Genomic DNA, 18,736 nt, shown 5'->3' with positions numbered 1-18,736 from the left:
TTATGTTCAAAAGGCCCCTACACTTGAAGCCAGTGTGGGGGCTTTTTTGTGGGCCGGTGAAAACCAGCCCCCCTGCGCTGGTAGACCAACCCCCACAGCGGTGGTTTTACGCAGTGACCGCTAATTCGATCAGGAAGCGCCTTCCTGGCGTTATCCCTCACCTCAACAATAATGGGTGAAAGAATGAGCGTCGTATTCTCGCGCAATGGTGTCAGCATGCCCGATCTGGTCCGCACCAAACTCGCCAATCACCTGGCACGCCTCGGCCGCGCAGCAGATGTGCCTGCCTTGGCACTGGCCGAAGAGCGCGCAGAAGGTTTTGTGGAGGGGGTGGAAGCCGCACGTGCGCTAACCCCCGCTACGATTGAGCGGTTGTTTATCGCTGTTGAAGACGCCGCAGCACGCCGCCGGCGGGATCTGGCGCCATGAATGGTGAAGCGATCCAGTCAGACACCTTGAGCGCCTTGGTCAGCCAGCACGCGATCCGCGAAACGGTGGTTGTCCCGTACATGGCATTGATTTCACGGCGACGCGTTCATTAGCCATCCTGACCGCTATCAGCAAAACGCACCGCGATAGCCTGGAATTGCTCATGGTTGGCCAGGAAAACCTCGCAAATATCTGGATCGAAATGCGTAGCACATCCCTGGCGGATTATCTCCAGCGCCTGATCGTGTGACATGCCTTTCTTGTATACGCGTCGGCTAATCAGCGCGTCATAGACATCCGCCAATGCCATGAGCCTGGCGCTGATGGGGATGTCATCGGCACTCAGCCCATCGGGATAACCGGTACCATCCCACTTCTCGTGGTGGCTGTAGGCGATCTCCTTGGCCAGGCGCAGAAATCCCACCGAGGTGCCCAACTGCTCTTCGGCATGCCGGATTGCATCGCGTCCCAGTACCGTATGGGTCTTCATCGTCTCGAACTCTTCCGGCGTGAGGCGCCCCGGCTTGAGCAGTATGTCATCGGGGATGCCGATCTTGCCGATGTCATGCAACGGAGCTGACTTAAACAGCAGGCGGATACTTTCGTCATTGAGAAACTGCTGGAACCTCGGATGTTCGCGAAGCATCTCGGCCAGTAGTCTGACGTAGTGCTGAGTTCGTCGAATGTGGTTACCCGTCTCATTGTCGCGGGTTTCGGCCAGCGAGGTCATGGCCTGAATGGTCACATCCTGGATGGCGATGACCTCGGCGGTGCGGCGCTGGACTTCCTGCTCAAGGTAAGCCTTCTGATCACGCAAAAAGTCGGCGGCCGCCTTGATCTTCAATTGGGTTTCCACCCGTGCCAGCACGATGGGTGGGTTGATCGGCTTGGTGATGTAGTCCACGGCGCCCATCTGCAAACCCAGGATCTCGTCTTCCATTGTTGCCATGGCGGTGATGAAGATTATCGGAATATGAGCGGTGCGCGGATCGCGCTTGAGCTGCTCTGCCACCTCATACCCCGACAGATCAGGCATCATGATGTCGAGCAGAATCAGATCCGGGCGAGGCTCCTGCACCGCTGCCTTCAGCGCGCGCTCACCGCTGATGGCAACCCGCGTGCGGTAGATGTCCTTCAGCAGGCCATTGATCAGCGTAATGTTCTCCGGTGTATCATCGACAATGAGGATGATCGGGCGAAGTGAGTAGTTTAGCGTTTCACTCATGATGCTCCCTCCAGCACGGGGTATCGCGGTTCGTCGATGCACGTTTGAGGGTTAGCCGTGCGGCCTCGAAGTCAAAGTTGTTCACCTCATTCATCAACTGCTCGAAACTGTCCTGGCCGAGTGCTCCGCGCAACGAATCCGCATACTGTTCCATATAATCCGGCGCTGCTCCGTCATTGGCCTCCAGCAGGTGGATGAGCGCTATGGCATGCTGTGCCCAGTCGAAGCTCGATACCACCGCCGGTGCTGCCTGGCCGCTACCCAGCGCTTGACGGATTGCATGCACGGCCAGCGAGAGCGCCTCGATCAATTCATTCACCAATGCGTCCGACTCAGCGTGTGCCCTGATCGCGGTTTCCAGCTTACCGGCCATGGCTTGCAGGCCGCTGAAACCGAGGTTGCCTGCAACGCCTTTCACGGTGTGGGCCATTCGCTCGGCCGTCGCCCGATCACCCGCGCGTAGCGCGTTCCCCAGCGCTTGCCCTTCCATAGCCCTGCGGTCGGCAAATTGACCCAGCAGCTTGATGTATAGCTGGCGATTGCCCGCCACTCGCCTCAGTCCGTCGGCGCTATCTAGCCCTGGAATGTCCGGTAGGCGCTCCTCGCCCGATGCGGCGCTGGACGGCTCCACTGCCGCCGACCGAGGTACGACCCAGCGCAGAACCGTGGCGATGAGTGCTTGCGGATCCACGGGCTTGGTCACATGGTCGACCATGCCCGCCTCGATGCAGCGCTCCCGGTCCTCGACCCTGGCATGTGCGGTCATAGCAATCACCGGGATCTGTGCGCAGTGAGGCCCGACGCGAATACGCCGGGTCGTCTCGAGACCATCCATCTGCGGCATCTGTACGTCCATCAGCACCGCGTCGTATTGCGCTGCAGCCAACATCGACAGCGCCTCGCAGCCGTTGCCGGCAACTTCCACCAGGGCACCGGCAGCCTCGAGAAGCTCCCTGGCAATCTGTTGGTTGATTTCGTTGTCCTCCGCGACGAGCAGGCGCACTCCGGCGAGCACCTTCGCCTGCGCAATGGGTACGGTTAGCGCCACCACGCCCGTTTGCGGCGCGAATAAGTTGACCAGTACCTCTACCAGCGAGGACTGGTTGACCGGCTTGACCAGGAACGCGCGAATGCCGGCCGCTTGCGCAGCGGCGTGCATTTCGTCATGCCCAAATGCACTGACCATGACGGCGTACAGTGCAGGCTGCAGGCCAAGCGCCCGGCGCGTCGTCTCGATGCCATCCATCTCTGGCATTTGCCAATCCACCAATAGCGCCAGGAATGGGTGGTCGGCCGAAGCACCGCGAAGGCTCTCCAGAGCAGCCTCGCCTGACGCCACCGCGACCGGCGAAAGCCCCGCTACGCGAAGCATGTCGGAAAGGATCTGGCGCGCGTCGGCATTGTCATCGACGACCAGGACGCGCGCTCCGGCGAGCTCCGCAGGGACAATCTGGCGCTGCGTACGCATGTGCTGGTCAAGACCAAGCCAGACGCTGAAAGAGAAAGTGCTGCCGTTGCCCGGTTCTGGAGTCAACCGCGATCGTTCCGCCCATCAGCTCGACGATGCGCTTCGAGATGGCAAGGCCCAGGCCGGTACCGCCGAATTGTCGCGTTGTGGAGCTATCGGCTTGGGCAAAGGCCTCAAAGAGTCGCCCGGTTTGCTCGGGAGTCATGCCGATACCGGTATCGCGGACACGAACCTGCAGTTGAACTTTGTCGCCGGTGCGGCCCAGGTTGCGAACCACGACCGTCACCTGCCCCTGTTCGGTAAATTTCACTGCGTTGCCTACCAGGTTCAGGATGACCTGGCCCAGACGCAGCGGATCTCCAAGCAGCGTATCGGGAACGTCCGACGCCCGGTCGAACAGCAGCTCAATGCCCCTGTCGTAGGCCTTTTGCGCAATCAGCGAGGACACGTTGTCGAGCACTGCGTCTATCTCAAATGGCACTGCCTCGACGCTAAGCTTGCCGGCCTCGATCTTGGAGAAGTCGAGGATGTCGTTGATGATGCCAAGCAGCGAAGTGCCCGCGTTGTGGATCTTCGAGACATAATCGCGCTGCCGCTGGTCCAGAGAAGTCTTCAGCGCAAGGTAAGACATGCCGATGATCGCGTTCATGGGCGTGCGGATTTCGTGACTCATGTTTGCAAGGAAGTCGCTTTTTGCCCGCGTCGCCTCTTCAGCAATCTCCTTCGCCCGCTGCTGCGCGTGCTCTGCTGCCTTACGCTCGGTGATGTCCTGCAGCCAGCCGAGCAGCCCTTGCTCCCCCTGGATCTGGATTGGCAGGTGGGTGACAAGCATGGTGCGTTCGCGTCCCTGCCGGTCACGCATCGGTACTTCCTGGTCCTTTGCGATGCCGTCGTCCGTGAGGCGTTCGACGATGGCTTCGCGATCATGCCCATTCGCGTAAATCTGCGAAGCAGCGTCACCGACGCCTACGCCGAACGTTTCACAGAAGCGGGGGTTGGCGAAGCGGATCACGCCCTGGGTAGAAAAGGCTATGTTGATTGGACTCGTATCGAGGATTGCCTGCAGCCGCGCGCGTTCTTCGCTAAGCGCCACTGCTGCCGCATGATGATCCGTGACATCGCGCACCCAACTGGCGACCAGGGTCTCACCGTGGATTGTCACGAATGATGCACCGACCAGAACCCAGAGAATTGATCCATTTTTGTGCCGCAGGCGGGTCTCGAAGTTTTCGACCTTGCCGTTTCGTGTCAGCAGTTCGAGGAAGCGTTCGCGCTCCTCAGGGTCGAAATACAGGCTCGTGGCGTTGCGCCCGAGCAGGTCCTCGCTGACATAACCGGTCGCCTGCGAAAAGCGTTGGCTTACTTCCCTGACAGCTCCGTTCCGATCTGCCAGGACCAGGCTGGCGGGGCTGGTATCCATGAGCACGCGGGTGAAAGCCTCGCGCTCGGCTAGCTCTGCGGCAACGCGCTTGCGCTCGTCTACTTCCCGGTTGAGGCGTCGGTTCCAGGCCAGCATGGCGCCGAGCAACAGCAGGACCGCGACCAAGCTCGGTATCGCCCAGCTCATTACGGTTTTAATATCGAGGCCGTCCTCGTTGAGGGACTCCTCGAACAGCCGGTATTCCATGAGCGATACGCGATAGTACCGCCGCCAGCTCGCATCGAGCGGCGAATCAATGCGATTGCTGGACTGGAAGAACTGCTCCAGCGCTCGTGCGAGATCCGGCGCGTTGCGCGCAACACCCCACCCAACGCTGGTCGCTTCGCTGACCGGAAACGCAATGGAGAGACGTTCGGGATCTTCACGAGCCCAGCGCAGCGCGCTTTCACTACCCAACACCGTGAAGTCCACCTTCGCATCGGCTACCAGTTTCACCGCCTGCTCGGTTGGCGCATAGACGATTCTGACCGGCTGACTGGATAGAGGACCGCGGTTGGCTTCATCGATCCACTGCTCGTAGCCCGTACCCTTCTGCACTGCCGCCGTCAGACCGAGCAGATCAGACACCTCGTTGCCAAGGGACTGGTTGGAGCGATGGGCGATGACCAGGTTGCGTACCCGGTAATAGGGCACGAGCAACATCTTCGTTTCGCGCCAAGGGACGATCTGCAAGTCATTTGGATAAAGATCACAGCGGCCTTCGGCGAGTAGCTTCGGGTCGTAGCTTGCCTCGCGTACGGTCTCGCCCCGATCGTCGTGAAACTGCGCATCGAAACTCGGCAGTTCCGTTACCTGTGGGCGTAAACCGAGTGACCGCGCGAACGCCTCCGCGTTAGTCCGGTAGAAAGAAGCGCTTGAGCCAGCCACGCATATGCGCAGGACGCCGCTTTCCCGAATCTGGGACAGCGTACGTGCTTCCACGCATGGCATGCCCAACACCAACAAGCTTACCAGTGCAAGCAACGCTCCCAAGCGCGGCTCTGTTTTAAAAATGCTCCTGCTGGTAGGTAATTGCTCACTATCCAACTCCACATATCCTTGTGAACGCCCTTGCACGAGCTTGTCCGCCGTTCTGCACTGGTATTATAGGTTTTTGGAGTGTAGGCATACGCTGCAGCAAGCGCCAGCAACAAAAACTGGGCCAGCTAGCAACTTCCCACTGCTACTCACCGTTCGGAGAGTGAGTTTCCGGACGCTTACTTAATACTCGCACACCTGAGTTTCTCCAATGTCCGGAAATGGCCGATGGCTGCCCGTTACAAAGTGCAGTAGTCGGCCAAAAGCGGAAGTTCGGTTTATAGGAACTGCCTGGTGTTGCGACGATTGCATCAATTAGGCGGTCATTGAGTGGCTAGTCTGAAGCTAGCCATCAGCGCCCCCAAAAAGCCTTTGTCACACAACAAATCGGTTAACTAACTGATTCAGGTTCACCGCTAGCTTTGACATCTCACCACACGCACTCGCTGTTTGGGCGGCTCCAGCAGCACTCTGTGTTGCAAGTTCACGAATGCTGACCAGGTTTCGATCAACTTCCCTAGCGACGTGAGATTGCTCTTCAGAGGCTGTCGCGATCATTAGGTTGCGTTCGTTAATTTGAATAATGCCCGTTGATATTTGATCCAGTGAGGTACTGGCCTCTTGGGCAACACCAAGAGATTCGGTGGCCAGGTCTCTGCTTGTATTCATCGCCTTCACGGCTAGGTCAGAATCACTCTGAATAGCAGCAATCATCTGCTCAATTTCCTGAGTCGACACTTGGGTGCGGTGGGCTAATGCCCTTACTTCATCAGCGACCACTGCAAATCCACGACCTTGCTCGCCAGCTCGCGCGGCCTCGATAGCGGCGTTTAACGCCAACAGGTTGGTTTGCTCTGCAATTGCCCGAATCACCTCGACAACTTTAGTGATGCTTTGGGCACGATCTGACAACCCTTGAATCTGTTGGCTTGTGTTTTCGACGTTACCGTTCAGCTTTTGAATTGACTTTAACGTCTGAGCCACCCGCGCCAAACCTACCTCAGTGTAACCCTGGGTACGCTTTGACTCTTCGGAAGCTGACTCCGCGTTGCGAGCGACCTCATCAACTGCCGCACTCATTTCTGTGACCGCTGTTGCAGCCTGATTGACTTCATCGTTCTGGGAAACAAGGCCCCGGCTTGACTCTTCAGTAACCACTGTCATCTCCTCCGAAGCTGAGGCCAACTGGGTGGAAGAATCGGATATCTGCATAATTGTGGCACGCAGGTTTGCCTGCATCTGCGCCAGAGCTTTCAACAGTCTCCCAGCCTCATCAGTACCACTGACCAATATCTCCTTGGAGAGATCACTAGCCGCGATACGCTCTGCCACAGACAGGGCATCGTTAATCGGAGAGGTAATACTTTTCGTGAGCACAAAAGCCAACCCTGCCGTCAAAATGACCACGCCCGTTATAAGTCCGATAACAAGCCAAAAACCATGGCTATAGAGATCGGTCGCGGTTTGCCCTGCCTGCGCTGCGCCTTCGTTGTTAAAGTTGGTCAAGTCTTTAATTTGCTGCTCCATTGTATTCGTGAGCGGGCGAATGCCTGTACTCACCAGATTGACCGCTGTGGCGATCTCACCTTGCCTCATCAAAGGTTCGAGAATATCTAGTTGTTTGGAATATGCATCGGCGCTGTTTTTTACCGGTGTGTAAAACGAGCGCTCTTTATCACTCGCTATCAGAGGATCATAGTTTGCCACCGCATCGGTGAAAGCCTTGCGATAGCCGGCGAAGCTTTCAATGTTCTTTTGAATGGACTGAGGATCGGCAATGGCTCGCTGGGTTTCGAGCCTCAGGCGAAGTGTCGCTTTGTCCATCAAAGCCGTTTGTCGGATACTGGCCATCCAATTGAGCTCAACGTCTTTTTCGGCATCCCTAAGCTTGCCCATTTGCAGGACTGCGAATACGCCGAGTACAAAAACAAGAACTATGATTGAAGCGAAAAACAGGGCAGCTCGTGGAGCTAAATTGAGGTTTCTGACGCGCATACGACGTTCCTGCTTTCCAATGATTGTTGAGATGCTCAAAAGGCTATCGACCCAAAGCTGAAAACTTGAAGCAAGTCGTCGAAAGGTGAAGTGAATGGTCCCTAGTTTCCTAGACACCTATGAGCAGCTGCTTTTGGCCGGTTTCTACCTATGCTGGCGGCGGGAGGGATACCGTCGCTACACGACCCAAAGCTGACGGTGGACTTAGGCAGAGATCGGCCAGAAGCTGCCAGCCGCATGCGTCTTGAAAAGTAGCGGCGCTTCACTCCTTCCACATTTAATTATCTTCGCTGTGCATCTAGTGAATGGGTTGATCCGTATGTGCTCTTGAGGGCTCGAGTGCGATGAGTATCCGAGATTATCAAGCGATGCAGTGCGATGAGTGGTTAGGCATTTCATGATCCGAACCGTCATCTCTGCCAAGGACAGCTACGATCATGATACGACCACAGTTAGGTACTGCCATGAACGCCAAGGATGACGCTCATTTTTTGGACCGCCTATTGCGCGGAGAACAAGACGCATATCGTGATTTGGTGTGCACGCATCAGGGAGCCATGAAGGCCATAGCTTATGGAATCGTGGGGCGGCACCATGCAGATGACGTAGTGCAAGAGGCATGGCTTGCGATTGTGAAAGGCATAGGCAAATTTCAGAGACGATCTAGCTTAAGAACCTGGATGATGGCCGTCACGTCCAATACGGCGAAGTGCCGATATAAAGCTCGGCGAAGTGAGTCGAATTGTATTCCATGTACCTCGTGGATTGAGGGAGGAGGCGTTTTAGTCGTAGGTGATTATTCCTACACTCCTTCCGTGATATCGCATGAAGATAGCCCTGAAGCACTTCTGAGCGAATCCGAGCTATATGCTCGCATCAACATTGCTCTCGAGACTCTACCGGAATTGCAGAGAAGCGTATTGATATTGAGGGAGCGCTCTGGGTTGGATCTAAACGAAATTTCTACGCTTCTTGGGATATCGCTGACTAACGTAAGAGTGCTATTGCACCGAGCTCGTTTAAAGGTTTTTTCTGCAATAGCGAAGTACCAGTCCGCTCTTGATATGTGAGCATTAGGGTTTGTCTGAAAAGTCAGCCCGCAAGCATTTCTCGATACAGGCCAGTGTAACCATGGCTTTGAAGCTGCTCGCCAGTTTTTCGTATCGCGTACAGAGCCGACGTTTTTCTTTGAGCCAACTGAACAGCCGTTCGATCACGTTGCGCTTTTTATATTGTGGCCTGTCGAACAGTCGAGGCAGGCCTGGTCGAGGCTTGCGATGCATCTTGCGCAAGGGAATGATCGGCTGCATGCCGTAGCGGTCACAGTACTGACGCAGTATCTGGCTGTCATAGCCCTTGTCCGCCAGTACACATCGGCAACGCTTACGCGGACGACCCTTGCTGCCTGGCAGGCTGATCTGTTCCAGTAGCGGCATGAAATAGCGCGAGTCGGCTTCTTGACCGGGCGACAACATGACAGCCAGGGGGAAGCCATGGCTGTCGCAGGCGAGATGTATTTTGGTGGTCAATCCGCCTCGGCTACGGCCTAGGCAGTGGTGTTGCGGTTCTTGCGGGCCCCTTTTTTCCAGCACCGCTGGCCGCTCGGGTAGCTCGAATCGATGTCGAATCGACCATCCAGGTATTCAGATCGATAAAGCCATCTTCGCACAAACGAAGGTGTAAATGGCGCAGAACCTGCTCAAAAGTGCCGTTGTCACGCCATTGTCGGAAACGCTGGTAAACGGTCTTCCAAGGCCCAAAGCGCTCTGGAAGATCTCGCCATTTGGCACCAGAGCACAAAATCCAGAAGATTCCGTTAAGCATCTGGCGGTCATCGCGCCTTGGCCGCCCCATGTGTTGAGGAGGAGAAACGATGGCTTCGATCATCGCCCAACGCTCAGATGAAATTTCATAGCGGCCTGTCATGACGGCCCTCTTGGCAATCAGAGGGCATCATTTTAGTCAAAGAGACTTTTCAGACAAATCCTAATAGATTTCCTAATATATTTTTTCTTCAGACGTTCTTCATTCACTTTTGATAACGTAACTATTGTGAAAATTCTCCTAATCGAAGACGACCTGGATCTCGGCAATGGCGTTCGTATCGCACTTGCAGATCAAGGGTTAGATGTCATATGGGTTCGCCGAAAAGTAGATGCGTTGCATCAGCTCGATGTCTGCGTACCAGAACTTGTGCTACTCGACCTCGGACTGCCCGACGGTGACGGCATGAGCCTGGTAGCATGCTTACGTCAGCAGTTCAGGGGGATCCCCGTCATCATCCTGACTGCAAGAGGCACTCTGCAAGATCGCCTGTGTGGGCTCGATGCGGGTGCAGACGACTATCTGGTAAAACCATTTGTTCTCGCCGAGTTGTTGGCTAGGGTGAGAGCACTGGCCCGACGCAGTTACGGTTTTCAAAATGAGGTGATAGAAATTCGAGGATTATTTCTTCATATGCCGACTCGTCGCGTGACAGTTAGTGGACGTAATGTTGATTTAACGGCAAGTGAATACGCCCTGCTTGAAATTTTAATGATGCGCGCTGACCGCGTGCTTACACGACGTTTTCTGGAGGAAAGGCTATTCGGCGCGAAAGAAAATATGAGTAATCCGCTGGATGTGCATATGGGAAATTTGCGTCGCAAAATTGGCGAAGGCTATGTGCGAACGGTGCGGGGTGTGGGGTATGTCATTGATACCGCTACAATTCAGAAAGGGATTGGTTGATGCGAAATTTTTGGCTCAACTTGAAAACTCCAACGCTTGTAAGACGAATTATACTCGCCCAGATGCTACTACTTACACTGCTTTGGTGTCTTTTTCTGACCTACATCTTGTGGGAGAACTTGCGAAGCCCCTCTATGCTCACGGGTAGCAATACTTACGAAACCATTCTTACATTAGTTAAGCGCATGGATGATCGCCCGCAGGACCTCACTACTGTGCTGGAAAAGTTCAGCGAAGCATTGCAGGAAGGTTATGGCGGAGGTGAAGATCCCAAACTGTCAATCAGCCTCATTGTTCGTAAGAATAGAAAGATAATTTATTCATCTGATGGTGCTCCGACAGGAGTAACAAATAGCAGGTATGGAGAAATTCAGAGCATTCAGAGTGAGGGGCGCAGCTGGAATAGCCGTACTCTCAAATCAGGGAACTCCGACGCGGAGGTAACACTTATTACCCCTGCCGGAGGCTGGAACTTCTTCATATACCTGAACTCTCGTGGATACTACATATTGCCGCTGCTGGTGTGCATTCCTTTTCTTTTTTTCCCGCATGGCTATCAGTCCGTATTGCAATGCGCCCTTGGAGCAAGGTGATAAATGGTATTTCTTTGCGAACTTTAGAAGATCTCTCCCCCTTAAAAGAAGGACCAAAGCAGATAGAGCTTCGCCAAATGGTGGACGCGACTAATCTATTTCTTGCCAGAGTGCGAGCAAGTTCTGAGAGGGAACGGGTTTTCATTGCAGATGCCGCTCATGAGCTGCGTACTCCCCTGGCTGCAATGCGAATCAATGTTGAGGCTTTGCAGTCCTATGTAAGCAGCACTAATCAACAGGAGCTGCTTGCAGGGATTATTCGCAGCAATAGCCGTGCTGCGCGTCTCGTCAATCAGTTATTGCTGCTGATGCATAGCGAAGCAAGCATCGACACTGTTATGGAGGCTGTGCCGCTGACGACCCTCATACAAGAGCAAATGGCTGCGCTGGCCCCCCTAGCGGCTGAGCGTAGGATTGAACTTGAATTCTACTCTGATGGTGAAAGCTGGATCAATGGCATCAGGGAACGCCTTATGTCGCTGATTGATAACTTAATTGAAAATGCCGTGAAGTACAGCCCTGAGGGCGGACGCGTTGAGGTAGATGTGCGATCACTTGATAAATCTACTCAGCTACGTGTCTCAGATGCAGGCCCTGGCATTCCATTTGAATTAAGGGCGCGAGTCTTCGATAGGTTTTTTCGCGAACCCAATCAAATGCAAAGCGGCAGCGGACTGGGGCTCGCAATAGTCAAAGCGGTTGCACTGCAACACAACAGCAACGTATGGCTAAGTACATCTGCAGAGGGTGGACTCCTGGCGACTGTTGATTTTCCAAAACACAATTCCGACTGAAAAAGCATGATTTGATGCCTGCCCGGCGGAGGGCCCATACCAGAACAATGGAGTTGAAATTGAAATATTTATCCTTGCCTATACTATTCTTTTCTATCTCAATCAGCGGGTGCGCTATAACCGTCAGCGAATTAAAAAGTAGTCATTCATCTTATGACGGCAGCTTCACTAGCGAGAAGACGCCCTCCGATACTTATCGAAACTTAAGACTAATGGCAAGACAATGCCTGGAACATGAGACATATACAGGAAAACCGGTCATCGTATTAAGCGAGTTTAGTGATGAGCGCAGTGAAGGTGAGATCAATCAAAAGCTCCTTTCGGAAGGACTGTTGATTAACAACGCCCTAATTGAAATAGAAAGACATGATGCGAACAAAGCACAGGTCAGGTTGTACACAACAAAGAGCATCTTGAGTGTCGGTGCTAGATCGCCGAAGATAAGTGATATCAAGCGCTGGGCTGACGGCGATATAAATTGCGCTAACGAACTCTAGTTCATGCCGTGAGTACTCCAAGTACTATTGGAAAAATCCCGCATAATCGTTCAATCTGCTTTTATAGGTCAACGGCGACATATGCAATGAGCCGTTTGCCAGTCGCCTGCATAGAGTCGATGCAGCGAGGAGCCGACTTGTCGCTTAGGAGTAGTGGGCCTAAATGTAGGTAGCATTCTATAGTTGGGTGTTTGAATGCTTCAGGGTATCGGACGGAGCCGTAAAGCTTGATCGCAATATGCTCTGAATAATGGTGACCGATTGGCCAAGTGTCGGTAGGCGTGGCCATGCTGAAAGACCATTGTTGGCGCTGGAGCGAGATTGATCCAGTTGCTGATATTTAGCTGACCCGGGCTGTTGTGACGTAAACGATCATTGGCTCTGGGTAATTCGCGAGCTGACCGGGTAAGCGTCCCGTCCGCAACAGCGGCAATCCGTCATCAGCGGTCACAAACAGTCTTCCAAGGCCCAAAGCGCTCTGGAAGATCCCGCCATTTGGCGCCCGAGCACAATATCCAGAAGATACCGTTAAGCATCTGACGGTCATCGCGCCTTGGGCGTCCCATGCGTTGAGGAGGGGAACGATGGATTCGATCATCGCCCAACGTGCAGATGAGATTTCATATCGGCCTGCCATAACGGCCCTCCCAGCAACCAGAGCACGTCATCTTAGCCAAAGCGACTTTTCAGACAAACCCTAGGAGGATTTTTCCAACGGTCTGGATGGCTGATTGAATAGCCCCTGTTTCTGTAGACACCTGATGACCGCTTTTGGCCGGTTAGCGACGGCCTGACTTCGACCGTCGCTATGCATGATCAAACCTCAGTCTGTTCCGCCATCTCCAGGGCGTCATCGACCTCAATACCCAGATATCGAACAGTGCTCTCCAGCTTCGTATGGCCGAGCAGCAACTGAACCGCCCGTAGGTTCTTCGTTCTGCGATAGATTAGTGATGCCTTCGTACGTCTCATTGTGTGAGTGCCATACATGGCTGGATCAAGGCCTACGGCTTTCACCCAGCCTTTGACGATACGAGCGTATTGACGAGTGGATAGATGGTCTGAGGTATGTAGCCGGCTAGGAAAAAGGCAGTCCTCGCTGCGAAGTTGTGCCTGATGTATCCAGGCCACGAGAGCTGACCGTGTTTGCTCAGTGATCTCAAACTGCACTGGTCGCTGCGTTTTCTGCTGCATCACCATGGCTCGTGATGATACGTGCTCGCCATGGGCGACATCACGCACGCGGAGCTTGGTTAAGTCGCAGGCTCGAAGCTTACTGTCGATGGCCAGATCGAAGAGAGCCAGATCCCGGGTTCTTTTCGCAATTTGAAGCCTTACTCGGATGGCCCAGATATCTCTCAGTCGGAGTGGGGCTTTCTGCCCGACTAGTTTTCCTTTGTTCCAGGGCTGACGGCCGCAGGTAGCGATGATGTTCATGACAAGTCCTCCACGTGTGGAAAGACAAGGATGGCTAATCAGAGCGACGGTCGCTAACCGGCCAGAAGCTGCCGTTCACTACTCATGAGTCGGTTGAGCTGGCTTCGAACTCTGGACGACCGATCATTGAGTCGTTTACTCACGAAAAGATTTAAAGACTTACCGCCACGGAGTTACAGTACCGTAAGCGCGCCCTGGTAAAGCACCGGACCTGTCGGCTGTCCTGTCGGCGATCCGCCATCGGGTTCAAGACTGACGGCCAAAGTGCTTGACTCACCCATGAGAGCTTTCTGCGCGCTGGCCAACTTAATCTCCCCATCTCCACCTGGCGGTATCACCCCAAGGGACACGGGTTTGCCACTTAGCGGAATAAGCCACATTTGCAGGCTACGACCCTTTTCAACTTTCGCTAACGCCTGCGGTTTGATTCTCAGGTAGTCCTCTCGCGTTTCAATGCTCATCCAAGACTGTGCGTCAGCGCTATACAACGTGGCACCGTAGCGTACATCGTCACGGCTGTAGATAACGCTTAGCGATACTGCTGCTACGAGTGAACATGCTGCGATCGTCATTCGGAGCCAGTTCCAGAGAGGCCGTTTCATAGGCAGCTGCATTGTTTGCGGATCTATGCGAGCCGTAACTTTGCGCCAAACACGATCCGGTACAGGTTGTTCAGGCAGAGCCTCAGTGAGGCTCATGAGGCATTCCTGCCATTGCGCAAGTTCCGCGCGAAGTTCCGAGTCTTTTAGTAAAAGTTGCTCAAAGCGCCGGCGTGCGGTGTGCGGCATCAACCCGATGGCATAGTCGGCGGCAAGTGCGCGACGCATACTTGGAGTTTGGTAGTTCATGACTCAAGGCACCTGCGCAGATGCTCCATGCCCCGGCGTATCCAAGACTTCACCGACCCTAGCGGTGCTGAAAGGTGTTCGGCCAACTCTGAACAGGAGAGTCCCCCAAAGTAGGCAATGGTGATCGACTGGCGTTGCATCCCTTCTAGCTTATCCAGGCACCGATGTAATGTGCTGGCCTCACGGGAACTGTTCAGTTGCTCATGTGCCGAGGGGCTGTCATCGACCAACATCTGCGCGTCGAGATCATTCAGCGGACGGTCGCGATATTTTCGCAATTGGTCGATGGCCTGGTTTCGCGTTATGCTGATCATCCAGGTCATCGGCGCGGACAGGTGGGATTGGTAGCGTGAAGCATTGTTCCAAATGCGCACAAAACTTTCCTGCAGCACCTCTTCAGCGAGATCCGAACGTCCCATGAGCCGCAAAGCCACGCCGTGCAAGCGCGGACTCACGCTACGATACAGCGTTTCAAATGCGCGTCGATCACCCAGGGAGCACTGGGCTAAAAGGTGTTTGAGTTGGTCGATGTCGGCGATTGGAATAGCCTTTCTCCAAACGATTAAGTCGTGAGGTGCTAAATGTCGATTGCAGCCAGAGGTTAGCCCACAGCGCGCTGTTGTTCCATTCACGGGTGGGCTCCTCGGAAAACTCGCCAATCCTGCGGATGGCGACCGGCGATGTCAGTCAACTTTTCGGCATCAGCACCTTATCGATGACCTGTATCACACCGTTCGACTGGTACACGTCATAGGTGGTGATGTCGGCGACGTTACCCTTCTCGTCTTTGATGGTGATGTTGTGCGGGCCATTCATCATTGCCCACAGCTTGCCTCCTGAGACAGTGGTAAGTTCGGCCTTACCGCCACCGGCCTTGATCTTTTCGGCAAGGGTGGCCATGTCCAGTTTGCCGCTCACAACGTGGTAAGTGAGGATCTTGCTGAGGGTTGCCTTGTTTTCCGGCTTCAGCAACGTATCGACGGTTCCGGCGGGCAAAGCAGTAAAGGCTGAATTGACCGGTGCGAACACGGTAAAGGGACCTTTGCCCTTGAGAGTGTCGACTAGACCGGCAGCTTTGACAGCGGCGACCAGGGTCGTGTGATCTGCGGAATTTACTGCGTTATCAACGATGTCCTTGCTCGGCAACATGCTTTGCCCGCCTACCATTACGCTGTCGTGGCTCATCGTCGCTGCCTGTGCCGCGTTGAACACTAAGCCGCTACCTGCCGCCAAGGTCAGGAGGCCGACTATCAATGGCGTTTTGATCGAAATGCTTTTCATCGCGATGATCCTTTATGAGGAGATTCGGCCAGGAAGGTCTGTCCGTGTTTGATATACGTGGCGGCGTTCGGAATGGATGCAGTACCTCAGTTTTTTTGTGATCTGGAAATTACGCGATCCAGTGACCACTGCTTCTTAAGCAAGGTGGCCATATTCCAGCTAGAAGGTGTTTTTTGTGCACGGCTGCTTTTGGCCGATTTCTGCCTTTCGTCACCGCTAACTATGGGTTGGTTGTTACAAGTCAGAATGGCTTTAATTGCAAAACCCCGACCGGGTGCAGAGTTTTTTGGGCAGTTGAGGGTTTCAAAACGTAACCTCAGCGCGGTCGAGCAGTGTTTTTCGACGCCAGCGTTCAAACCATAGATAAACCACCGGCGTAGTGTACAGCGTCAGAATCTGTGACACCGCCAGGCCACCGGCAATTGCGATGCCCAATGGCTGGCGCAACTCGGAGCCGGCACCGTGCCCGAACGCCAGCGGCAAGGCACCCAGCAAGGCAGACAGTGAGGTCATCAGAATCGGCCGCAAGCGCAACAGGTAACCTTCGCGCACCGCATCTCGGGGCGACAGGCCCTGCTGCTGGGCCTGCAACGTGAAGTCGACGATCATGATCGCGTTCTTTTTGACGATACCAATCAGCAAAATCATGCCGATCATCCCCAGCACCGATAGATCCTGACCACAGAGCATCAATACCAGCAGTGCCCCGAAACCAGCTGACGGCAAGGTAGATATGATGGTTAACGGGTGAATAGCATTCTCGTACAGCACACCCAATACGATGTAAACCGTGAGGATCGCCTCGAGAATCAGCCAGGGTTGTGACTTTAATGAATCCTGGAAGGCCTGAGCGGCGCCCTGGAAACTACCCAGCACGGTATCGGGCATTGCGACGGCCAGGGACGCCTGATTGATCGCCGTGACCGCTTCACTCAGGGCATGGCCGGGCGCGAGGTCGAACGACAGGGTAATGGCCGGGAACACGCCCTGATGGTTGATGATGATCGGCACTTATTCGGTCTTGACGCTGGCCAGCAGGCTCAGTGGCACCATGGCGCCGGAACTTGCGCGGACAAACAAATGTTCAAGAGTGGCGGCGGATGTTTACCAGCTCGGGTCGAGTTCAAGGAACACGTGGTTCTGATCAAGCTGGGTAAAAATTATCGCAATCTGTCGCTGACCGAAGGCGTCGTAAAGCACGTCGTCGATGGCCTGCACCTTTACGCCCAGCCGTGGGACGGTGGATTACCAGGGTCGATTGGGCGATGGCCTGTTGCTGCTTCGTAAGCGTCCGCCAAACACACCTTGCGCAATTGGCCGGGCGCCCATCTAACCGTCTCGATACCTTTATTCTCGCTTTACTTCAGTTGCTTCTCAAAACGAATGTCACCTTCCGGTAGGTTCTTCACGGGCTGCCAGCCAAGGCTTCTATAGAATCCGCTCGCACGGCTTGCTTCAGCGGTTTCTAACCATATCTTCTGATGGCGTTGAAATAGAAAAGACTCTGCTTTGTGCATCAGATTGCGCCCCAACCCGTACCCTTCGAATTCCGGCAAGACGAAGACCGCGAATACGCAACCATCTTCAATATCGACCATCGAAAAACCGACTGGAACGCCACTGACCTCCGCGACCCAAGCGCACGGATTCTCTGAAATTGCCTGACTTATAGCTTTAGGCGTTATGCCTATCTCCGTTAACTGATCTTGAGATAAGTGATTTTCCCGAACACTGGTTCGAATCTTAAAAATCGCATCGATATCGGCAAGTTTGGCAAGCCGGATTACTGCGTCCATGGCATCTTCCTTTTTTCCATCCGTGTGATGAAAGCATCCTTACATATCTGGGCTATCAAGGGTGGCTCCAATCGTGTGGCAACAACTCCCCAATCTCACTTGCCCGCTGTGTCGGCAGTTTCCGAACGACCACGGACCTGCCACATTCGGGTTGCTCATCCAGTATCCGGAGGCGCACTGAATACCAGCCACTGCCACCCAGATCCATGTCATAAATCGCCACTCGCGATCGCTCGCACACCCAGTGCAAATGGGGGCAAAAATGGGGGCATAATTCTATTTTTTCTGGCTGTAAATACCGCTTTAGAGCCTAGTAAAAATGTTTTTTGGCTATCCTGGGAGTCTTTAGGCCTCGTCGGGCTGGCTGTTCATCTGATCATTTTTGCCCCTCCACAAACCATGGAGCTCCATTCACTTCCAGTGGATTGCTACATTGGGGGCACATCTGAGGGCATGCTTTGGTGTTCGATACCGTTGGCAATGGGTATGCCGAGCGTTCGTTGTCGGTGCTCAAGCCGAACGGCATCGTAGTGACGTCAATGGGCCTCAGTCATGCTCACATGCCCGCGTTGGCGGCTGCTTCCGGATTGCGCTTTTCTAGCGTTGCGGTAGAGCCAGATGGAGCGGGTCTGCAACAGTTGGCGGCGTGGGTGGGGTCCGGCCAATTGACGCCACACGTTAGCCACGAATTGCCACTTAGCGAAGGCGCACAGGCGCATGCGCTGGTGGAGCAAGGAAGCACATCGGGCAAGGTCGTGCTGAGGGTCACACCATGAGCGCGCCATCCACCCCGTCGCTAACTCCCCCGTGGTTAAACCAGTTAGCGACCGACGCGACCATGATTTCGTCAGTACTCGAACGTACGGTCGTAGGGAGGGATGCGATCATCAAAGTCATACAGGCCGCTGGCGCGCTGTATGAGACTCACTCGGTTACCTTCAGTGCCAGCTTCGGGAATCGGGAACTGTTCGAATATGAGGCGCAGGCGTTCGGCAACGTCGCCGTGCACGGTGTGGTGACACTGACACGAGGCTTGGAAGGAGAAATCGTCGCCGTTGGCGTTCACCACGGTCCGTTGAGCGCGGTAAACAAACTTTCTTCAGCTTTTAAAGAGCGTTTGGGCACAGAACTGGGCGCTGAATATTTCCCGTACTGAGCATCGGTTGTTTTGGCTGTAGCGCCTTT

At 54.4% G+C, this 18,736-nt stretch carries 20 protein-coding genes and 1 pseudogene; 9 read left to right on the top strand and 12 right to left on the bottom strand.

Features of this window, described 5'->3' with window-relative positions; translation table 11 throughout:
• Positions 1–183: 183 nt before the first annotated feature.
• The gene (locus AB4O35_RS16695; RefSeq protein WP_058426040.1) at positions 184–429 is read left to right on the top strand and encodes a hypothetical protein; all 246 of its coding nucleotides are present in this window, start codon (positions 184–186) and stop codon (positions 427–429) included.
• Positions 430–538: 109 nt separating this feature from the next.
• Here the strand turns inward: AB4O35_RS16695 and AB4O35_RS16690 are convergent, their stop codons facing one another.
• The 4 genes from AB4O35_RS16690 to AB4O35_RS16675 all read right to left on the bottom strand — a co-directional run bounded on the left by AB4O35_RS16690 (position 539) and on the right by AB4O35_RS16675 (position 7,575).
• Positions 539–1,654: an HD-GYP domain-containing protein gene (locus AB4O35_RS16690; RefSeq protein ID WP_065881606.1), complete on the bottom strand. Its 1,116-nt coding sequence runs from the start codon at positions 1,652–1,654 to the stop codon at positions 539–541.
• Entirely contained in the window at positions 1,647–3,122 is a 1,476-nt protein-coding gene (locus AB4O35_RS16685) for a response regulator (RefSeq protein ID WP_460149123.1), read from the bottom strand. Before AB4O35_RS16685 ends, AB4O35_RS16690 begins: the two co-directional genes overlap by 8 nt.
• Before the next feature lie 7 nt (positions 3,123–3,129).
• Entirely contained in the window at positions 3,130–5,589 is a 2,460-nt protein-coding gene (locus AB4O35_RS16680; protein ID WP_460149122.1) for a PAS domain S-box protein, read from the bottom strand.
• A 366-nt stretch (positions 5,590–5,955) separates the two neighbouring features.
• Positions 5,956–7,575, bottom strand: a complete 1,620-nt coding sequence (locus AB4O35_RS16675) for a methyl-accepting chemotaxis protein (protein ID WP_058421615.1) — start codon at positions 7,573–7,575, stop codon at positions 5,956–5,958.
• A 464-nt stretch (positions 7,576–8,039) separates the two neighbouring features.
• Here AB4O35_RS16675 and AB4O35_RS16670 point away from each other — a divergent pair, with 464 nt between their 5' ends.
• Entirely contained in the window at positions 8,040–8,645 is a 606-nt protein-coding gene (locus AB4O35_RS16670; protein ID WP_065881608.1) for an RNA polymerase sigma factor, read from the top strand.
• A gap of 3 nt (positions 8,646–8,648) precedes the next feature.
• Here the strand turns inward: AB4O35_RS16670 and AB4O35_RS16665 are convergent.
• A protein-coding gene (locus AB4O35_RS16665) for an IS5 family transposase (RefSeq protein ID WP_085986890.1) occupies positions 8,649–9,501 on the bottom strand; the annotation gives its coding sequence in 2 pieces (ribosomal slippage) (positions 8,649–9,153 and positions 9,152–9,501; 855 coding nt in all).
• Between the two features lie 126 nt (positions 9,502–9,627).
• On the opposite strand from AB4O35_RS16665, the gene AB4O35_RS16660 reads away from it, so the two are divergent.
• The 4 genes from AB4O35_RS16660 (at position 9,628) to AB4O35_RS16645 (ending at position 12,189) form a co-directional block, all read left to right on the top strand.
• The gene (locus AB4O35_RS16660; RefSeq protein WP_017530590.1) at positions 9,628–10,305 is read left to right on the top strand and encodes a response regulator; all 678 of its coding nucleotides are present in this window, start codon (positions 9,628–9,630) and stop codon (positions 10,303–10,305) included.
• 134 nt (positions 10,306–10,439) lie between these two features.
• Entirely contained in the window at positions 10,440–10,898 is a 459-nt protein-coding gene (locus AB4O35_RS16655) for a hypothetical protein (protein WP_460069304.1), read from the top strand.
• Positions 10,895–11,692 carry a sensor histidine kinase gene (locus AB4O35_RS16650; RefSeq protein WP_460149119.1) on the top strand — a complete coding sequence of 266 codons (798 nt, stop codon included), beginning with the start codon at positions 10,895–10,897 and terminating at the stop codon, positions 11,690–11,692. The genes AB4O35_RS16655 and AB4O35_RS16650 overlap by 4 nt, the downstream gene beginning before the upstream one ends.
• Before the next feature lie 59 nt (positions 11,693–11,751).
• Complete coding sequence (locus AB4O35_RS16645; protein WP_198140456.1) at positions 11,752–12,189, top strand: hypothetical protein; 438 nt, start codon at positions 11,752–11,754, stop codon at positions 12,187–12,189.
• A gap of 443 nt (positions 12,190–12,632) precedes the next feature.
• Here AB4O35_RS16645 and AB4O35_RS16640 read toward each other — a convergent pair.
• From AB4O35_RS16640 to AB4O35_RS16615, 6 genes and pseudogenes are all read right to left on the bottom strand, one after another.
• Positions 12,633–12,826: pseudogene (locus tag AB4O35_RS16640) on the bottom strand (transposase); the annotation flags it as partial.
• 179 nt (positions 12,827–13,005) lie between these two features.
• Positions 13,006–13,626: a tyrosine-type recombinase/integrase gene (locus tag AB4O35_RS16635; protein WP_015371100.1), complete on the bottom strand. Its 621-nt coding sequence runs from the start codon at positions 13,624–13,626 to the stop codon at positions 13,006–13,008.
• A 173-nt stretch (positions 13,627–13,799) separates the two neighbouring features.
• Complete coding sequence (locus AB4O35_RS16630; RefSeq protein WP_012724508.1) at positions 13,800–14,474, bottom strand: anti-sigma factor; 675 nt, start codon at positions 14,472–14,474, stop codon at positions 13,800–13,802.
• Positions 14,471–15,106, bottom strand: a complete 636-nt coding sequence (locus AB4O35_RS16625; protein ID WP_043205415.1) for a sigma-70 family RNA polymerase sigma factor — start codon at positions 15,104–15,106, stop codon at positions 14,471–14,473. Before AB4O35_RS16625 ends, AB4O35_RS16630 begins: the two co-directional genes overlap by 4 nt.
• A gap of 55 nt (positions 15,107–15,161) precedes the next feature.
• Positions 15,162–15,755 carry a fasciclin domain-containing protein gene (locus AB4O35_RS16620; protein WP_012724510.1) on the bottom strand — a complete coding sequence of 198 codons (594 nt, stop codon included), beginning with the start codon at positions 15,753–15,755 and terminating at the stop codon, positions 15,162–15,164.
• Between the two features lie 303 nt (positions 15,756–16,058).
• A complete protein-coding gene (locus AB4O35_RS16615; protein ID WP_056861407.1) occupies positions 16,059–16,766 on the bottom strand; it encodes an efflux RND transporter permease subunit in 708 nt (235 codons plus the stop codon).
• Here AB4O35_RS16615 and AB4O35_RS16610 point away from each other — a divergent pair.
• Positions 16,746–17,042 (top strand): hypothetical protein, encoded by a 297-nt coding sequence (locus AB4O35_RS16610; protein WP_256577107.1) that lies wholly within the window; start codon positions 16,746–16,748, stop codon positions 17,040–17,042. The two genes, AB4O35_RS16615 and AB4O35_RS16610, sit on opposite strands and share 21 nt — an antisense overlap.
• Before the next feature lie 71 nt (positions 17,043–17,113).
• Here the strand turns inward: AB4O35_RS16610 and AB4O35_RS16605 are convergent, their stop codons facing one another.
• Positions 17,114–17,551 carry a GNAT family N-acetyltransferase gene (locus AB4O35_RS16605; RefSeq protein WP_065876014.1) on the bottom strand — a complete coding sequence of 146 codons (438 nt, stop codon included), beginning with the start codon at positions 17,549–17,551 and terminating at the stop codon, positions 17,114–17,116.
• 461 nt (positions 17,552–18,012) lie between these two features.
• Here AB4O35_RS16605 and AB4O35_RS16600 point away from each other — a divergent pair, with 461 nt between their 5' ends.
• The gene (locus AB4O35_RS16600; RefSeq protein WP_236708867.1) at positions 18,013–18,327 is read left to right on the top strand and encodes a zinc-binding dehydrogenase; all 315 of its coding nucleotides are present in this window, start codon (positions 18,013–18,015) and stop codon (positions 18,325–18,327) included.
• Positions 18,324–18,707, top strand: coding sequence for a hypothetical protein (locus tag AB4O35_RS16595; protein WP_460149116.1), 384 nt, complete (start codon positions 18,324–18,326; stop codon positions 18,705–18,707). Before AB4O35_RS16600 ends, AB4O35_RS16595 begins: the two co-directional genes overlap by 4 nt.
• Positions 18,708–18,736 lie beyond the last annotated feature (29 nt).

It is taken from the genome of Pseudomonas sp. H1_A03, assembly GCF_054685145.1.
Note: the sequence above shows the minus strand (reverse complement) of the source record. Positions and strands in the feature narration are given on the sequence as shown.

Coding starts and splice junctions, on each gene's coding strand:
- AB4O35_RS16695 (WP_058426040.1), top strand. CDS start 184: ATGAGCGTCGTATTCTCGCGCAATGGTGTCAGCATGCCCGATCTGGTC.
- AB4O35_RS16690 (WP_065881606.1), bottom strand. CDS start 1,654: ATGAGTGAAACGCTAAACTACTCACTTCGCCCGATCATCCTCATTGTC.
- AB4O35_RS16685 (WP_460149123.1), bottom strand. CDS start 3,122: ATGCGTACGCAGCGCCAGATTGTCCCTGCGGAGCTCGCCGGAGCGCGC.
- AB4O35_RS16675 (WP_058421615.1), bottom strand. CDS start 7,575: ATGCGCGTCAGAAACCTCAATTTAGCTCCACGAGCTGCCCTGTTTTTC.
- AB4O35_RS16670 (WP_065881608.1), top strand. CDS start 8,040: ATGAACGCCAAGGATGACGCTCATTTTTTGGACCGCCTATTGCGCGGA.
- AB4O35_RS16655 (WP_460069304.1), top strand. CDS start 10,440: ATGCTCACGGGTAGCAATACTTACGAAACCATTCTTACATTAGTTAAG.
- AB4O35_RS16635 (WP_015371100.1), bottom strand. CDS start 13,626: ATGAACATCATCGCTACCTGCGGCCGTCAGCCCTGGAACAAAGGAAAA.
- AB4O35_RS16630 (WP_012724508.1), bottom strand. CDS start 14,474: ATGAACTACCAAACTCCAAGTATGCGTCGCGCACTTGCCGCCGACTAT.
- AB4O35_RS16620 (WP_012724510.1), bottom strand. CDS start 15,755: ATGAAAAGCATTTCGATCAAAACGCCATTGATAGTCGGCCTCCTGACC.
- AB4O35_RS16610 (WP_256577107.1), top strand. CDS start 16,746: ATGGTTGATGATGATCGGCACTTATTCGGTCTTGACGCTGGCCAGCAG.
- AB4O35_RS16605 (WP_065876014.1), bottom strand. CDS start 17,551: ATGGACGCAGTAATCCGGCTTGCCAAACTTGCCGATATCGATGCGATT.
- AB4O35_RS16595 (WP_460149116.1), top strand. CDS start 18,324: ATGAGCGCGCCATCCACCCCGTCGCTAACTCCCCCGTGGTTAAACCAG.